Origin of the sequence: Allosalinactinospora lopnorensis (genome assembly GCF_000981225.1) — a bacterium.
GTDB lineage: Bacteria > Actinomycetota > Actinomycetes > Streptosporangiales > Streptosporangiaceae > Allosalinactinospora > Allosalinactinospora lopnorensis.
Genome location: NZ_LAJC01000001.1, coordinates 46101 through 61015 on the forward strand (window position 1 = coordinate 46101; position 14915 = coordinate 61015).

Below are 14915 nucleotides of genomic sequence, written 5' to 3' on the forward strand. Positions count from 1 at the left end.
GCTGGCCGGGCGGCCGGGGACGCCCGGAGACTACCGCAACCGGCTCACCCGGGCGGGGGCGCGGTGTAGCGCGCGGTCAGTTCGGCGCCGATCCGGGCGAGTTCGACCCGGACCGGTTCGGGCTCGACGACGTCGACGGTGGCGCCCCAGCCTGCGAGGTGCTGGGCGACCGCCAGGGGCGTCGGTGCCGCCACCCGGGCGCGGACCCGCCCGTCGCCGAGTTCGGCCTCGACCGTGCAGTGGCGGCCGAACTGGGCGCGCAGGACCGGCAGCAGTCCAGCGTCGATGAGCACACTCGCGGAGGTGAGCGAGCGTTGTCGCTCCACCTCCTCGACGACCCGATCCCACGCCCGCGGCAGCTCGAAACCAGCGGGCCGCTCCGCGGGAAGATCCGTCACGACGCGTCGGCGATCCGGTCGACCCGGAAGGTCCGCTGCCCGTCCTCGGTTCCGGCCACCAGGTACCAGAGCTCGTCCTTGTCGACCAGGCCCCACGGGTCGACGAGCCGCTCCGTCCGTTCCCGGGCCCGGTTCGCGTACACCAGTCGGACCCTGCGGCGGCGGACAACGGCGGTCTGCAGAAGCTCGACCAGGTCGGGGCGTTTCCGGCCACTCTCGCCCCACCGCGCCGGGTCGACCACGACGGCGCCGGCGGCCGCCTCGGCGTCGGTCCGGAACGTCTCGGGCAGGGCGCGCACGAGCTTGCGCAGCGCCGAGGTGACCTCCGGGTCGGCGGATGCCGCCGGGCCGGCGAGCAGGAACAGCGCCCGCGCCTCGGACGCGGTGAGCCCACTGAGGTCGGTCCGGGCGCCGCCCAGCAGCGACCACCCGCCGCCCCGCCCCGGCTGCGAATACACCGGGACGCCCGCGGTGGACAGCGCTTCGAGGTCGCGGCGGGCGGTGGCCACGGACACCTCGAGCTCGCCGGCCAGTTCGGACGCGGTCACCCGGCCGCGGGCCTGCATCAGCAGTAGGGCGGCGACGAGGCGGTCGGCACGCATGAGTACAAGTCTGGCGGACAAAGTGCTCACTCGGTGCGCACTTTCCGGGCGGAGGATGGTCATACCACTCACCGCGGCGCCGACCGCCGCGAAGGGAAGGATCCGCAGATGTTGCGAGGACTCACGACCGTCACCTACTTCGCCGATGACCTGGCGGCGGCGAAGCGGTGGTACACCGAACTGCTGGGGATCGAGCCGTACTTCGAGCACCCGATCGAGGGGCCTCCCGCGTATGTGGAGTTCCGCCTCGGCGACTACCAGCACGAGCTGGGGCTGATCGACAGCAGGTACGCCCCGCACGGCTCGGCGGCCGGCCCGGCCGGCGCGGTGGTGTACTGGCACGTCGACGACGTGGCGGCGAGCTACGAGAGGCTGCTGTCCATGGGGGCGCAAGAGCACGAGTCGCCCGTCGACCGCGAGGCGGGCTTCGTCACCGCCTCCGTGGTCGACCCGTTCGGGAACATCCTCGGCGTCATGTACAACCCGCACTACCTGGACGTCCTCGCCACGGCCGGTAGGGCGTGACCTGGGGTCCGGCCGGGGCGCCGGTGCCGCCCACCTCGCGCGCCCACGGCCTCGGCCGCTTCGGTGCGGCTGACCTCCTCGCCGCGGTCCACGACGTAGTGGTACAGGCGCCACCGCAGCGGGTGGAGCGTCCGGCTGCGCCGGCCGCCGGTGCCCCTGGACGCGCACGACCACCGCTACCTCACCACCAGGCTGGACCCGGTGACCAAGCCGATCGCCGAAACCCTGGAAGGGTACGCGTGGTAGCCCTCTCCCGGCGGGGCACACAAGATCCCCACCGCATCTTCATAGGTTCCTCACATTCGCCGTCCAGAGTGCGGGCGTTGGTTAAGGGCTCCCGGGGGAAGGGCGGCATGGGGACCAGAAGGCGCGCGACGTCCGGCGGATTGCGGAGCTGGGCGGAGTACCGCCGCGGCAAGGCGGAAGAACGCCGCGGCGGACAGTGGAAGCCACGCGGGAACACGCGCCCCGAAGGCGGAACGGGGCGGGGCGGCCGATCGGCCGCGGCGTCGCCGCGATCGGGATCGCCCAGGCGAGCGCCCCCGATGGCGACGCGTGCTCTCGCGCACGTGGAAGGCCGCGGCGATCACGTTCCTGATCTGCGCCGGTACCGCGGGGGCCACCTTCGCCATCGCCTACCTGCAGACGCCCGACCCCGGGAGCCTGCGACCGCAGGCCAGCGCGGAACTGAAGGGCACCAGCATCACCTATGCCGACGGCAGCGAGGCGGTCGCCACGGGCGAGCTGCGCCGGATCCCGGTCAAACGGAACCGGATACCGCCGACGGTGGTCAACGGGGTGCTCGCCGCGGAGCACCGCAACTTCTACACCGAGCCCGGGGTGTCCCCGGTCGGCCTGGCCCGCGCGGCGCTCTCCGGCGGCGCCTCCGGGGGCGGGTCGACCATCACCCAGCAGATGGCGCGCAACTACTATGACGTGCTCTCCCAGGAGCGCACCTACACGCGCAAGTTCAAGGAGATCCTGATCGCCATCAAGGTGGAGCGGAGCATGCCCCGCGACGACATCCTCACCACCTATCTCAACACGATCTACCTGGGCCGGCAGGCCTACGGGGTGCAGGCCTCCGCCCAGGCGTACTTCGGCAAGGACGTCGACGAGCTGGACCAGGCGGAGGGCGCGTTCATCGGCGCCGTCATCCAGCAGCCGGGCAACTTCGAGAACTTCGCGGCGGATCCGGAACTGGAGGAGGTCCTCCGGGAACGGTGGGACTACGTCGTGGAGGGCATGGTCGAGATGAACGAGGAGGACCCCGATCTGGGTGTCCCCCGCGAGGAGGCCGACCGGCTGGAATTCCCCGACGTGGTCGACTACGACGCCGAAGGGCAGCTCGACGGTTACCTCGGCTACATCAAGACCGCGGTGCAGAGAGAGCTGCGGGAACGGTACGGACTCTCCGACGCCGAGATCGCGGGCGGCGGTTACCAGGTGCGGACCTCACTGCGCGAGGATCTCATGGACGCCGCCGAGGAGGCCGCGGACGAGGGCCTCGACGACATGCCGGAGCAGACCCGCGCCGGCCTCACTGCGGTCGACCCGCGGACCGGCGAGATCGTCGCGTTCAACGGGGGCGCCAACTCGCTCGAGGAGACGGACCCGTCCCTGACCGAGCGGACGCAGGCCGGAACGTCGTTCAAGCCCTACGTCCTGGCGACGGCCCTGGAACAGGGGCGAGACATCAACCGTCTGCTCAGCAGGGATGATGGCAGGGCCGCCAACGCGGAAGTCCCCAGAGGGCTGCTCCGGGGCGACAGCGAGACCGACGACGCCCTGTTCGTGAGTATGACCGAGGACGCGGGGCCGGAGGCGGTCGCCAACACCGCCAATTTCGCCGGTATCGCCCCGGAGCAGTTCGAGACCGCCGCCCTGGAGCCGAGCATCGCCCTGGGCACCTACCAGGTCAGCGCCCTGGACCAGGCGAGCGGGTTCGCCACGTTCGCCAACGGCGGCGAGCACCGGCCCGCGCACATGGTCACCGAGCTGACCAGCGACGACGGCGACGTGCGCGAGCCCGCCGACGCCGCCCAGGTCCGCGACGGTGAGAACGTGGTGTCCGCGTCCACCGCGGCGGACATCACGCTCGCGTTGACCCTGCTCGCCGGGCAGGCGCGGTCCCTGTCGACGGAGCCGGACCCGATCGCCGAGCACGTGGTCGCCGGAATGCCCGGCAGCTACACCGGCGACCGCGCGGCCTGGTACGTCGGGTACACGCCGCGGTACTCGGTGGCGGTGAACCTCTTCCGCACCGACGGCGGCCAGTTGTCAGAACGCTTCTTCGCGCCTGACGTGGCGGGCAGCACCTGGACCTCGTTCATGGCCGCGGCCCTGGAGGGCGAGGAGCCGCAGTTCTTCCCCCAGCTGGACGCGTCCGGCGGGCAGGGCCCGCGTCCCCTGCCGAGGGCGGAGTCCAACACCGCCTCCCGCGCGACTCCGCCGGCCGGCGGGCGCACCGAGTGACCGGTGCGCGGGGCACCGGGCGCCCGGTGGAAGCGCGGCGCGGGTCCGGGCCGGGTCGCCGCGGTCAGCCGGGCGGATTCCGGTCGTGAGCGGGTTCCAGCGGCAGCCGCAGGGTGAACGTGGAGCCCTCGCCCGGCGTGCTGGCCGCCTCGGCGCCGCCGCCGTGCAGTTCGGCGATGTTGCGGACGATGGCCAGGCCGAGTCCGCTCCCGCCGGTCTGCCGGTTGCGCGACTTCTCCGCCCGCCAGAACCGGTTGAAGACGTGCGGCAGGTGCTCCGGCGCGATGCCCGTCCCGGTATCGGCCACTTCGATGACGGCGTCGCCGTCCGACCGGTGCGCGCGCACCGTGACCCTGCCGGGTGCGGGGGTGTGCCGCAGCGCGTTGCCCAGCAGGTTGCCGATGGCCTGGAGCAGCCGGGACCGGTCGGCGACCAGCGGGATGTTCCCGCTGACCTCGGTGACCAGCTCCAGCCCGGCCGATTCGGCGCGCAGCCGATGGCTGGCGGCGGCCTGCTCGACGAGGTCACCGGCGTCCACGGATTCCGGGGACAACCGGAGCTTGCCGGCGTCGGCCAGCGCCAGCTCCTGCAGGTCGTCGATGATGCGCTGGAGCAGCTGCGCCTCCTCGACCAGCATCGTCATCCGCTCCGGTTTCAGGTCGGCGACGCCGTCCTGGGCGGCCTCCAGCCAGCCGCGCAGGTTGCTCAACGGCGTGCGCAGCTCGTGGGAGACGTCGCTGACCATGGCCTTGCGCTGCTCTTCCAGTTGCTCCAGGTGCTCCGACATCTCGTTGAACGCCGAGGCCAGCCGGCCGATCTCCCCGGAGTCGCGGACACGGACGCGGGTGGAGCCCTCCCCGGCGCGCATCCGCTGCACCGCGTCGGTGAGCGCGCGCACCGGGCGGACCAGCCGGGTCGACACGGTCACGCTCACCCCCACGGTCAGCATCAGTACCAGCAGCACCACGCCGAAAACCCGCAGCGCGCCCTCGCGCGACAGCGCCAGGCCGGTTTCCTCGTCCTCCGCCGGGTGGTCGATGAACAGCAGCGCGGCCGGGGCGACATGGGGATCCAGCTGTTCGCGCCGGCTGGAGTCGACGCAGGCGGCCGCCCGCGGATCGACCTTGGAGGCGGTCGAGCCCCGGCCGGTCGGCGGCTCCCCTGCGTAGGACGGCGCGGGCTGCCCTCGGGGCCCCTCGGGCACCGGGGGTTCCGGCTCCTCCGCCTGGGCCCTCGGGGTGTCGCGCGCCACGGTGACGCCCGTGCCCGCGGTGCCGTCGATCCGGTAGTCGACATCCCCGATGCCGTGCGGCTCGATGCAGGCGTCGATGAGCTCGTTCAGGTCGTCGAGCGCATCCTGCTCGCTGTCGGTGGGCCGGTCCAGCGCGCCGAGCCCGCAGTACGCCCACGCGTCGGCCTCCACCTCACCCTCCGGCAGCTCGATGGCGGGGCGGCCGGTGGGTCTGACCTTCACCTTCGCGGGCAGTCCGTAGACGCCGTCGAGGCAGTCCGCGTTGGCCTGCGCCATCTTGCGCAGGCGGGACCGGTCCTCCCCGTCCAGCGCGAAGGGGCCGACCGCGCGGGGGTCGATGCGGTCGGCGCCCTCGGAGGCCAGGGTCACGTCCACCGCCAGCGGATCGACGACCGACGACGTCCGGGCCGGCAGTGGGGCGTCCCCGGCAGCGGAGTCCGCGAGGGGCCGCCGGTTCTCCGTGGTCAGCACGATCCGCCGGCCCGTTTCGGCCGCCAGCTCCTCGACCGTTTGCCGCACTCCGCTCCAGTCCGGATGGGCGGCCGCGTAGCCGACCAGGGTGTCGTGGATCTGGGTGTCCACGGTCAGGGTCTGGCCCTGTTGGGTGCTGAGAGACTCCGACGTTCCCTGTACGGCCAGCCATGCGGTGGCGGTGATGGAGCACACGGCCACCAGGACGGAACTCGCCAGCATGCGGGCGAGCAGGCTGTGCCGCAGTTTGCCGCTAGGCCGAGAGGGCGTCATCGGCGGTTCCGGTCAGCTTGTATCCGACCCCGTAGACGGTGAGCAGCCGCGACGGCGCCCGCGGATCGGGTTCCAGCTTCTTGCGCAGGTTCTTCACGTGTACATCGATGGTGCGTTCGGTGATGAACCGGTCGATGCCGTGGATGTGCTCCAGTAGCTGGGCGCGGGTGAAGACCTGTCCGGGCCGGGCCGCGAGCGCGGCGAGCATCTGGAACTCCGCGGGAGTGCACTCCACGGGCCTGCCATCGAGGAGCAGGGTGTGCCGGGCCGGGTCGACCGTGATCGGGCCCGCGCGCAGTATCCGGTCGGCGCCGTTCAGGAGGCCCTCCTGCCGGCGCGACCGGCGCAGCAGGGTGCGGACCCGGGCCATCAGCTCGCGCGGGCTGTAGGGCTTGGTGACGTAGTCGTCCGCGCCGAGGTCCAGCCCCGCCAGCAGGTCCTCCTCAGTGGAGCGCGCGGTGAGCATCAGCACCGCGACATCGGACTCGGCGCGCAGGACCCGGCAGACGTCGAGCCCGCTCATGCCCGGCATCATCACGTCCAGCATGATCAGGTCCGGGCGGCTGCGGCGGTTCTCCTCGACCACGGCGCGGCCGTCGTGAACGGCGAGCACGAGATGTCCCTCGCGTTCCAGGTAGCGCCGGATCAGGTCGGCCTGGTTCACATCGTCCTCGGCGATCAGCACATGGGCGCACACGTCGGCGTCTCTCCACTCTCTGCTCATACTCCAGTCGCGGCCCGGAGTGGGCGGGAGGATCGATGGTATGCGCCTTGTGCGGGGTGCCGGAGCCGGACGGGACGGACGAGGCGAAAGCACCGGCGCCGCCGGAGGGCGCCGGGGCAGGTCGGGCCGACCGCCGCGCGCACTCGGGCACGGGGACCGGCCGCCACTCCGTCGGCCCTACATGTGACTTTGTCCGAACGGGGTCCCTCGCCGAGAGCGCGCCCGGCGCCGCGGGGTGTGTACCGGATGCCCCGTCGCCGCTGCCTGTACCGGCCCGCCGTTCCAGGCAGCCCTCCGGCGACAGGGCCACGCGCGTGCGTTCGCCGGTCCCGGGGTCCCCGGGGCCGCCGGAACCGCTACCCGCCCGCCGGGAACCGGCCCTCGTTGATGGCGACCTTCTCCTTGAGGGCCGCCTCCAGGTCGACGTCGAGGACGTCGGCCAGCCGGAGCAGGTAGCCGAGCACGTCCGCCATTTCCAGCCGCACCGCCTCGGCCTTGGCGGGGTCCTCCATGACGCGGGCCGATTCCTCCTGGTCGAGCCACTGGAACTCGGCCGCCAGCTCGCCGGATTCCCCGGCCAGCGCCATGGCGAGGTTCTTGGGGGTGTGGTAGCGGCCCCAGTCGCGCCGGTCGGCGAAGTCGGCCAGGAGTCGCTGCATCGTCGAAACGCTCACCGGTCAACAACTACCAGGCGCGGCAGCGCCCCTCCACCTCGGGCCGCACCGGTGCGAGACCGACGTTCGGGAGCACAGCGCCCCGGGTATGCAGCCCCATGTACCGAGAGGGGACACGGCCCCTCGGACGAGCATCGAACAATTCCGCGAGAACTCTTCCTTGGGAGGCCAACCATGCACGCAACTGTTGGGGACCAGTTGCACATTCACGGCCGTATCGTCGGGGAGCGCGACCGCTTCGGGGAGATCCTGGAAGTCCGCGGCGAGAGCGGGGAGCCGCCCTACCTCGTACGGTTCGAGGGCGGTGACGAGAAGCTGATCTACCCCGGCCCCGACTGCGTCGTCGAACCCCGCAACCCGGTGGACTGACCCGGGCCGCGCAGACTCCGGCCGCGCACTGGCGCCGCCGATCCCGCCGGCGCACGGCCGACCGGGTCATCGGCGCTGGCACACCGGGCACCGGTAGAGCGTCCGCCCGGCCAGCTCCTCCGCGCGGATCGCCGCCGCGCAGACGCGGCAGGGCTCACCGGTGCGGTAGCAGACGTAGAGGGCGTCCGAACGCGCCGCCGGGTCGGCGTCGGGGTCCGCGCGGTGCGCGGGCCGGGTCGTGACGATGGAGCCCGAGCCGACCCCCGCCTCAAGCAGTGTGACCAGGTCGGCCCAGAGAACGTCCCACTCGGCGCGCGCCAGCCCGCGGCCGGGCCGGTACGGGTCGATCCCGGCCCGGAACAGGGACTCGGCCCGGTAGATGTTGCCGATGCCGGCGATCACGTCCTGGCGCATCAGCAGTGCGGCGATCGCGGTGCGGGAGCGGCGGACCGTCCGCCACGCCTGTTCCGGGTCGGCGTCGGAGCGCAGCGGGTCGGGGCCGAGTCTGGCCTGCGCGGCGCGCTTCTCTTCGCCGTCCAGGACCTCGCAGGCGGACGGTCCGCGCAGGTCGGCCCATCCCGCCGCGCTGACCAGCCGGACCCGGACGGCGCCTACGGGCGGTGGCGGGACGACGAACCCCTCGGCGTCGCGTTCCAGTTCCCGCCGCTGACCACCCTGTACCCGGGGCGCGCCGAGATGGTGTTCGCCGTGGGCGTCGCCGAACGTCCACGCCCCGTACAGGCCGAGGTGCACGCGCAGCCATTCGCCGGAGTCGAACCCGAGGAAGAGCTGCTTGCCGTGGGCTTCGGCGTCGAGGAGACCTCGGGAGTCGAGCCTGCGGGCCCCGCCGGCGAAACGCCCCTGCGGGCTCGTCACGCGCAGCCGGGCGCCGCCGTAGTGCTTGGCGAAGTGCGCCGCCAGCCTGTGCAGCGTGTGTCCCTCTGGCATGTGCGCCCCTCCCCTATCAGGCGGCCGCGTGCGTCGCGGAACCGGTGGGCACTCTATCCGCCGGCCCCGGCCGGTAGAGCCCCTCCCCATCCCCGGATGCCCGTTTACGCCTGCCCCGCTTCTGATTCCCCCCGATTTCTGCTGCATTGCCGACCGAACCATTGACATCCAAATACAAACGGACATAATCAAATGGAAACAGATCGGGCAGTGGTGGGGGTGGCATCCGCGGTGTACGCACCGGAACGGCATCAGCAGATTCTGAACCGCGCCCGTGAACGCGGCCGGATCGAGGTCAAGGAGCTGGCCGAGGAGCTGGCTGTCACGCCCGAGACGGTCCGGCGGGACCTGACCGCGCTGGAGCGCCTCGGTGTGCTGCGCCGCGTGCACGGCGGCGCGATTCCGGTGGAGCGCCTCCCGGTGGAACCCGCGGTGAACGAGCGCGAATCGGTCTCCACGGCCCAGAAGCAGCGCATCGCCAAGGCGGCGCTGGCCGAACTACCCGAAGGCGGATCGATCATCCTCGACGCCGGAACCACCACCGTCCTGCTGGCCGAGCAGCTGCCCACCGACCGCGAGCTCACCGTTGTGACCCACTCGGTCCCGGTGGCCGCCCTCGTCGCCTCCCGGCCCACCATCACGCTGCACGTCCTGGGCGGCAGATCCGCAGCCGCGCCCTCGCCGCCGTCGGCCACTGGACCCAGGAGGCCATCCGCGACCTGTTCGTCGACGTCGCGTTCATGGGCACCAACGGCATCACCCCGGACCGCGGCCTGACCACCTCGGACCTGGCCGAAGCCCAGGTCAAACGGTCCCTGATCAGGGCGGCGCGGCGCACCGTCGTCCTGGCCGACCACAGCAAGTTCGGCCGCGAGGAGTTCGCCCACGTCGCCGGCCTCGACGACGTGGACCTCGTCATCACCGACTCCGACCTCGCCGGTGAGATGGCCGACGAGATCACCGCGGCCGGTCCCCGGATCGAGCTCGCATGATCCTCACCGTGACCCCCAACCCGAGCGTGGACCACACGCTTGAGATCGCCGCGCTCACCCGCGGCGACGTGCTGCGCGTCCAGCGATCGGGGCTGCACGCCGGGGGCAAGGGCGTCAACGTGTCGCGGGTACTGCGCCGCAATGGGCAGGCCACGAGGGCCGTACTGCCCGTGGGCGGCCCCGAGGGCGGGCGGCTCACCGCGCTGCTCGCCGAGCACGGGGTCGTCACCGTCCCGGTGCCCATCGCCGCGGCGATCCGCGGCAACGTCACCATCGCCGAAAGCGACGGGACCACCACCAAGCTGAACGTCCCCGGACCGGTCCTCGCCGAGGACGAAGGGGCCGCTCTGCTGGCCGCGGTCGCGGCCGAACTGGCGCTCGGGCCCCGATGGCTCGTGGCCGCCGGCAGCCTGCCCTCGGGACTGCCCGCCGACTTCTACGCCCGGCTCGCCCGGATCGCGGCGGACAGCGGCGTGCCCATGGCGGTCGACTCCTCGGGGGCACCGCTGGAGATCGCCGCACTCGCCGGCGGGATCGACCTGCTGAAACCCAACCACGAGGAGCTCGCCGGGCTCATCGGCCGCGACCTGCCGACGATCGGCGACGTCGCCGAGGCCGCCCGAGAGGTCCAGCGGTGGGGGAACAGCACGATCCTCGTCACCCTCGGCGGCCACGGCGCGCTGCTCGCCGACGCCGAGCACACCTGGTGGGCGGGCGCGCCCCCTCCTGTTCCGCGCAGCACCGTCGGCGCGGGCGACTGCGCGCTCGCCGGCTACCTCAGCGGCGACGCTCCACCCGCCGAGCGGCTGCGCCGCGCCGTGGCCTGGGGGACAGCGGCCGTGACCCTGCCGGGCACGACCGTTCCCGGCCCGGACGACATCGACCCCGGCGCGGTCGGGGTCGTCACCGACCCCGATCCGGCACTCGTGGTGAAGGAGCTGTGACCGCATGCCGCTGACCATCGCGAGCGCTCCACGCGCGGCGCGTGGCCGAGACTTCCGCCAAGGAGCCCTGAGATGAGCGAGCCGAACCGGCCACTGGTCACCGCCGAGCTGGTCGACACCGGACTCTCCGCGTCCGACCGCGACGACGCCGCGCGGCAGCTCGCCGCGCTGCTGCACAAGGCCGGCCGGGTGAGCGACCTCGACGGCTTCCTCGATGACGTGCGCGCCCGCGAGGCGCAGATGGCCACGGGCATGCCCGGCCGGGTCGGGCTGCCGCACGCCCGCTCCGCGCACGTCGCCGTCCCGAGCCTCGCCGTCGGTATCTGCCCCGGAGGCGTGGACTTCGGCGGGCCCGACGGCCCGGCCCGGCTCGTCTTCCTCATCGCCGCCCCCGCGGGGAGCGACGAGGACCACATGCGGATCCTCGCCGCGCTCGCCCGCAAGCTGATCCACGCGGAGTTCCGTGAGGCACTGCTGGAATCCCCCGACGCGCGGAGCGTCGCCGACACAGTGATCCGAGAGGTGGACGTGGCATGAAGTTCGTGGCGATCACATCCTGTCCGACCGGTATCGCGCACACCTACATGGCGGCCGAGGCCCTGGAGCAGGCGGCGAAGGCCGAAGGCCACGAGATCCGCGTCGAGCCCCAGGGCGCCGCGGGCGCCCAGGCACTCGGCGCCGACGTGATCTCCGCGGCCGACGCCGTCATCTACGCCGCCGATCTGGAAGTCCGCGACAAGGGCCGGTTCGCGGGCAAGCCTTACGTCGATGTCGGGGTGAAGGCCCCGATCAACGACGCGAAGGCCGTCCTGGCCTCAGCGGCGGAGGCCGCCCGTGCGCGGACCGGAGCCGCCTCCGGCGCGGCCGCCGCCGGTACCGGCGGCGCCGACGTGCCCACCCCCGAGACCAAGGTCGCGTCGGGCGCCGGCGTGGGCACCCGCGTCCGCCAGTGGCTGATGACCGGCGTCTCCTACATGATCCCGTTCGTCGCCGCGGGCGGCATCCTGATCGCCCTCGGTTTCATGATCGGCGGCTACGAGATCGCCGACGCCGAGCCCTCCACCGTCATCGACGACTTCAGCGTCGTCTCCGCGCACAGTTGGGGCGCCCTGCTGTTCCTCAGCGGCGACGCCCTGTTCGCGTTCCTGGTCCCGGTGCTCGCCGGGTTCATCGCGTTCGCGATCGCCGACCGCCCCGGACTGGCGCCCGGGTTCCTCGGCGGCGCGGTCGCGGTGACGGTCGAGGCGGGGTTCCTCGGCGGGCTGGCGGCCGGCTTCCTCGCCGGCTTCGTCGCGCTCGGGCTGGGCAGGATGCCCGTCCCCTCGGCCGTGCGCAGCATCATGCCGGTCGTGGTGACCCCGCTGGTGGCGTCGTTCGTCACCGGCCTGGTCATGTTCCTGATCCTGGGGCGCCCGCTGGAGGCCCTGATGAGCGGGCTCAGCTCCTGGCTCGGATCGCTGACCGGCGGCAGCCTGATCCTGCTCGGCGCCGTCCTGGGCCTGATGATGGCCTTCGACATGGGCGGCCCGGTCAACAAGGTCGCCTACACGTTCGCCACCGCCGGGCTCGCCACGGTCGGCACGACGAGCGGCGACGCGGTGGAGTTCACGATCATGGCCGCCGTGATGGCCGCCGGGATGACGCCGCCCCTGGGTCTCGCCCTGGCGACGGTGGTCTGGCGGCGGCTGTTCACCCCGGCGGAGGTGCAGAACGGGAAGGCGGCCTGGCTCCTCGGCGCCTCCTTCATCACCGAGGGCGCGATCCCGTTCGCCGCGGCCGACCCGCTGCGCGTCATCCCCTCGCTGATGGTGGGATCCGGTGTCGCCGGCGGCCTCGTGGCGGCCTCCGGCGCGACACTGCGCGCCCCACACGGCGGGGTCTGGGTGATCCCGCTCATCGGCAGCCCGCTGATGTTCCTGGCCGCGATCGCGGCCGGGAGCGTGGTGACCGCCCTGGCGGTGTGGGCGCTGAAAAGCGTCGGCCGTCGCTCCCGTCCCCCGGAAAGCGCCCCCACCGCTCCCCGCGGCCACCGCCGCTTGACTTCCCGCCTCCGACCGCCCCGCAGAGAAGATCCAAGGAGAACCGAACCATGCCCCAGCGCACCGCGACGATCGGCTCGTCCGTCGGCCTGCACGCCCGCCCCGCGGGCCTGTTCGTGCAGGCCGCGATGGCGACCGGGCTCCCGGTCAGCATCGCCAGAGAAGACGGACCCGCCGGCGACGCCCGCAGCCTGCTCTCGGTGATGGGATTGGGCGTCGAGAGCGGCGATACGGTCGTCCTGACCGCCGAGGGCGACGGCGCCGAGAGCAAGCTGGACGAGCTGGTCGCGCTCCTGGAGAGCGACCTCGACGCGACCTGACCGTGAGCGGCGCCCCGTTATCCCTACTCGCGCCGTTCCAGATCGGCGATGAGGGTTTCGAGGTGCTCCTCCACCTGCCGGCGGTCGTAGCCGCGCAGCGCGATGTCGAAGGAGTGGGCGCGGGCCTCGTCGGCCGTGATGCCGCCGAGGGTCTCGCTGCCCTCGGCGAGGCTGATGGAGATGCGGTCGAGGAGGACGTCCACCTGCTTGCGGTTGTAGCCGCGGAGGATGACGGCGAACTCGACTGGGGGATGAGATGTCGACATAGTCGGCATTCTGCCAGGAACTCCGTATGCCGCGCGCTGTCTCCGGCTACGGCGCCGGGACGCCTCCTCCGGTGAGGGGAGGGCGCTACCGGCGCCGCCGGGGCCCCTCCAGAGCGCGCAGGGAGATCCATAGGTCGGTCCGGTAGTCGGGGTCGTCCAGATCGCCGGGCAGGAGCTCCCGGATGCGGGTGATCCGGTAGCGGAGCGTGTGCCGGTGGACCCCCAAGGCGTCGGCGGCGGCGTCCCAGCGGCCGGCGGCGGCCAGGTAGGCGCGCAGCGACTCCAGGAGATCACCGGCCGAACGGTGGGCGAGCAGCGGACCCAGCACCTCCCGGGCCAGGCCGGCGCCGGCCTCCTCATCGATCAGACCGAGGAATCCCCTGGGCAGGTCGCCGAAGCGGACCAGCGGCCCCGCGCCGCCGCGTGCCGCCTCCAGCGCCCGTTCCGCCTGGGCGCGGGCCGCGGGCAGGTCGCCGTAGCCGCCCGGTTCGCTGGCGCCGACCGGTCCCCCGGTGAGCCGGGCGAGCGCCTCGCCCGGGTCGGTGCTCCCACCGCCCAGCACGATGAGGTGCTCGCCGGTCTCGGCGGCGAGGCAGCCGTCCAGGTTCGGGTCCCACAACGGCGGCTGGTCTCCCAGGCGTCGGTGATGGCGAGGAGCACCGGCTCGGCCGGCAGTGCGGCGCGCAACCGCCCGGCCTGCTCCGACTCCAGTGCGACCGCGCCGCCGATCAACGCCTCCAGCAGGCCCTCCTGCAGCCCCTCACCGCGCGCCGGAGCCGAGCGCTCCAGTTCCAGGGACAGCAGCGAGATCGCGGCGTTGACCAGGGTCCGCTCCTCCGAGCCGAGCCGGTGTCCGGTGCCAAGGGCGAGGAAGCCGCGGGTCCGCCCGCCGACGCCCAGCGGTTGCAGCGAGATGTGCTCCTCGCCGGTCGGCAGCGAGGCGCTCGCGCGCTGCCGGGAGTCGCGCAGCCGCCGCGCCTCGGCTTCCAGCGCGGGGGCGTGCGACGCGGCGCCGGCCGGGGCCGCGTACCGGAGCGTCCCGTCCACGGCGAGCAGCAGCAGCCATCCGCCCAGTTCGCTCGCGAGACGGTCCACCACGGCCTCGGCCCCGCGCAGTGCCGCCCTGGTGAGCCGCCGCTGGGCGTCGAACGCCCGGGTCAGCCCCTCGTACTCCTCTTTGGCCAGCAGCCGGGACACCTCTTCGCCGACCGAGATGAAGGGGGTGGGCCGCGGCACGTCGATCAGCGGCAGGCCGAGTTCGGCGGCCGCCTCGACCAGTTCGGCGGGCACGTCCTCACGCGCGACGCCGCTGCCGAAGCCCAGCCCGGTGACCCCTCGCTCGATCAGCCGCCGCACGTACCGCGCGCCGCTTCCCCGCCCTCGTGCCAGCGCACCCCGGTGGTGAGCAGCAGCTCGCCACCGGCCAGGTAGGGCGTGGGGTCGGTGAGCTCGCTGACGGCCACCCAGCGCACCGGGCGGTCGAGCCGGTCTTCGCCGGTGAGGAGGCGCAGCCGGAGCTGCGGGGTGCGCAGTACGGCACCGAGTGTGGGCGGCACTCCCCCTCCTTCCATCTCCTTCCATGGACACCGGATTGGCGAAAGCAGTCCCTGATCTTATCCAGTGCGTCGATGACCGGCCCGCGC

General features: G+C 72.9%; 14 protein-coding genes and 2 pseudogenes. 8 read left to right on the plus strand and 8 right to left on the minus strand.

Annotated elements, in window-relative coordinates; genetic code table 11:
* Positions 1–44 precede the first annotated feature (44 nt).
* Together VS93_RS33635 and VS93_RS33640 are read right to left on the minus strand one after the other, a co-directional pair.
* Positions 45–398: a WYL domain-containing protein gene (locus tag VS93_RS33635; protein WP_269082777.1), complete on the minus strand. Its 354-nt coding sequence runs from the start codon at positions 396–398 to the stop codon at positions 45–47.
* A complete protein-coding gene (locus VS93_RS33640; RefSeq protein ID WP_269082778.1) occupies positions 395–1030 on the minus strand; it encodes a helix-turn-helix transcriptional regulator in 636 nt (211 codons plus the stop codon). Before VS93_RS33640 ends, VS93_RS33635 begins: the two co-directional genes overlap by 4 nt.
* A 78-nt stretch (positions 1031–1108) precedes the next feature.
* On the opposite strand from VS93_RS33640, the gene VS93_RS00190 reads away from it, so the two are divergent.
* Positions 1109–1525 (plus strand): VOC family protein, encoded by a 417-nt coding sequence (locus VS93_RS00190; protein WP_046467996.1) that lies wholly within the window; start codon positions 1109–1111, stop codon positions 1523–1525.
* A gap of 555 nt (positions 1526–2080) precedes the next feature.
* The gene (locus VS93_RS00195) at positions 2081–4000 is read left to right on the plus strand and encodes a transglycosylase domain-containing protein (protein WP_156184627.1); all 1920 of its coding nucleotides are present in this window, start codon (positions 2081–2083) and stop codon (positions 3998–4000) included.
* 64 nt (positions 4001–4064) lie between these two features.
* Here VS93_RS00195 and VS93_RS00200 read toward each other — a convergent pair whose 3' ends face one another.
* The 3 genes from VS93_RS00200 to VS93_RS00210 all read right to left on the minus strand — a co-directional run bounded on the left by VS93_RS00200 (position 4065) and on the right by VS93_RS00210 (position 7379).
* On the minus strand, positions 4065–5996 hold the full coding sequence (locus VS93_RS00200; protein ID WP_046467997.1) for a sensor histidine kinase: 1932 nt from the start codon (positions 5994–5996) through the stop codon (positions 4065–4067).
* Positions 5977–6720, minus strand: coding sequence for a response regulator transcription factor (locus tag VS93_RS00205; RefSeq protein WP_236700259.1), 744 nt, complete (start codon positions 6718–6720; stop codon positions 5977–5979). Before VS93_RS00205 ends, VS93_RS00200 begins: the two co-directional genes overlap by 20 nt.
* Positions 6721–7076: 356 nt before the next feature.
* Positions 7077–7379 (minus strand): nucleotide pyrophosphohydrolase, encoded by a 303-nt coding sequence (locus VS93_RS00210; protein WP_173434224.1) that lies wholly within the window; start codon positions 7377–7379, stop codon positions 7077–7079.
* A gap of 189 nt (positions 7380–7568) precedes the next feature.
* Here VS93_RS00210 and VS93_RS00215 point away from each other — a divergent pair, with 189 nt between their 5' ends.
* The gene (locus tag VS93_RS00215) at positions 7569–7763 is read left to right on the plus strand and encodes a DUF1918 domain-containing protein (protein ID WP_046468000.1); all 195 of its coding nucleotides are present in this window, start codon (positions 7569–7571) and stop codon (positions 7761–7763) included.
* A 66-nt stretch (positions 7764–7829) separates the two neighbouring features.
* On the opposite strand, the gene VS93_RS00220 is transcribed toward VS93_RS00215, so the two are convergent.
* Positions 7830–8711, minus strand: a complete 882-nt coding sequence (locus tag VS93_RS00220; RefSeq protein ID WP_046468001.1) for an Fpg/Nei family DNA glycosylase — start codon at positions 8709–8711, stop codon at positions 7830–7832.
* A 231-nt stretch (positions 8712–8942) separates the two neighbouring features.
* Between VS93_RS00220 and VS93_RS00225 the strand changes: the two are divergent.
* The 5 genes and pseudogenes from VS93_RS00225 (at position 8943) to VS93_RS00245 (ending at position 13006) form a co-directional block, all read left to right on the plus strand.
* Positions 8943–9703, plus strand: a pseudogene (locus VS93_RS00225) (DeoR/GlpR family DNA-binding transcription regulator).
* Complete coding sequence (gene pfkB / locus VS93_RS00230; protein WP_046468002.1) at positions 9700–10647, plus strand: 1-phosphofructokinase; 948 nt, start codon at positions 9700–9702, stop codon at positions 10645–10647. Before VS93_RS00225 ends, pfkB begins: the two are co-directional and overlap by 4 nt.
* Positions 10648–10719: 72 nt before the next feature.
* Positions 10720–11184 carry a PTS sugar transporter subunit IIA gene (locus tag VS93_RS00235; RefSeq protein WP_046468003.1) on the plus strand — a complete coding sequence of 155 codons (465 nt, stop codon included), beginning with the start codon at positions 10720–10722 and terminating at the stop codon, positions 11182–11184.
* On the plus strand, positions 11181–12890 hold the full coding sequence (locus VS93_RS00240; RefSeq protein ID WP_236700260.1) for a PTS fructose transporter subunit IIC: 1710 nt from the start codon (positions 11181–11183) through the stop codon (positions 12888–12890). The genes VS93_RS00235 and VS93_RS00240 overlap by 4 nt, the downstream gene beginning before the upstream one ends.
* On the plus strand, positions 12797–13006 hold the full coding sequence (locus VS93_RS00245) for an HPr family phosphocarrier protein (RefSeq protein WP_236700265.1): 210 nt from the start codon (positions 12797–12799) through the stop codon (positions 13004–13006). The genes VS93_RS00240 and VS93_RS00245 overlap by 94 nt, the downstream gene beginning before the upstream one ends.
* Positions 13007–13029: 23 nt before the next feature.
* On the opposite strand, the gene VS93_RS29630 is transcribed toward VS93_RS00245, so the two are convergent.
* Positions 13030–13272, minus strand: a complete 243-nt coding sequence (locus VS93_RS29630; protein WP_052745431.1) for a DivIVA domain-containing protein — start codon at positions 13270–13272, stop codon at positions 13030–13032.
* Between the two features lie 85 nt (positions 13273–13357).
* Positions 13358–14828: pseudogene (locus VS93_RS00255) on the minus strand (PucR family transcriptional regulator).
* Positions 14829–14915 lie beyond the last annotated feature (87 nt).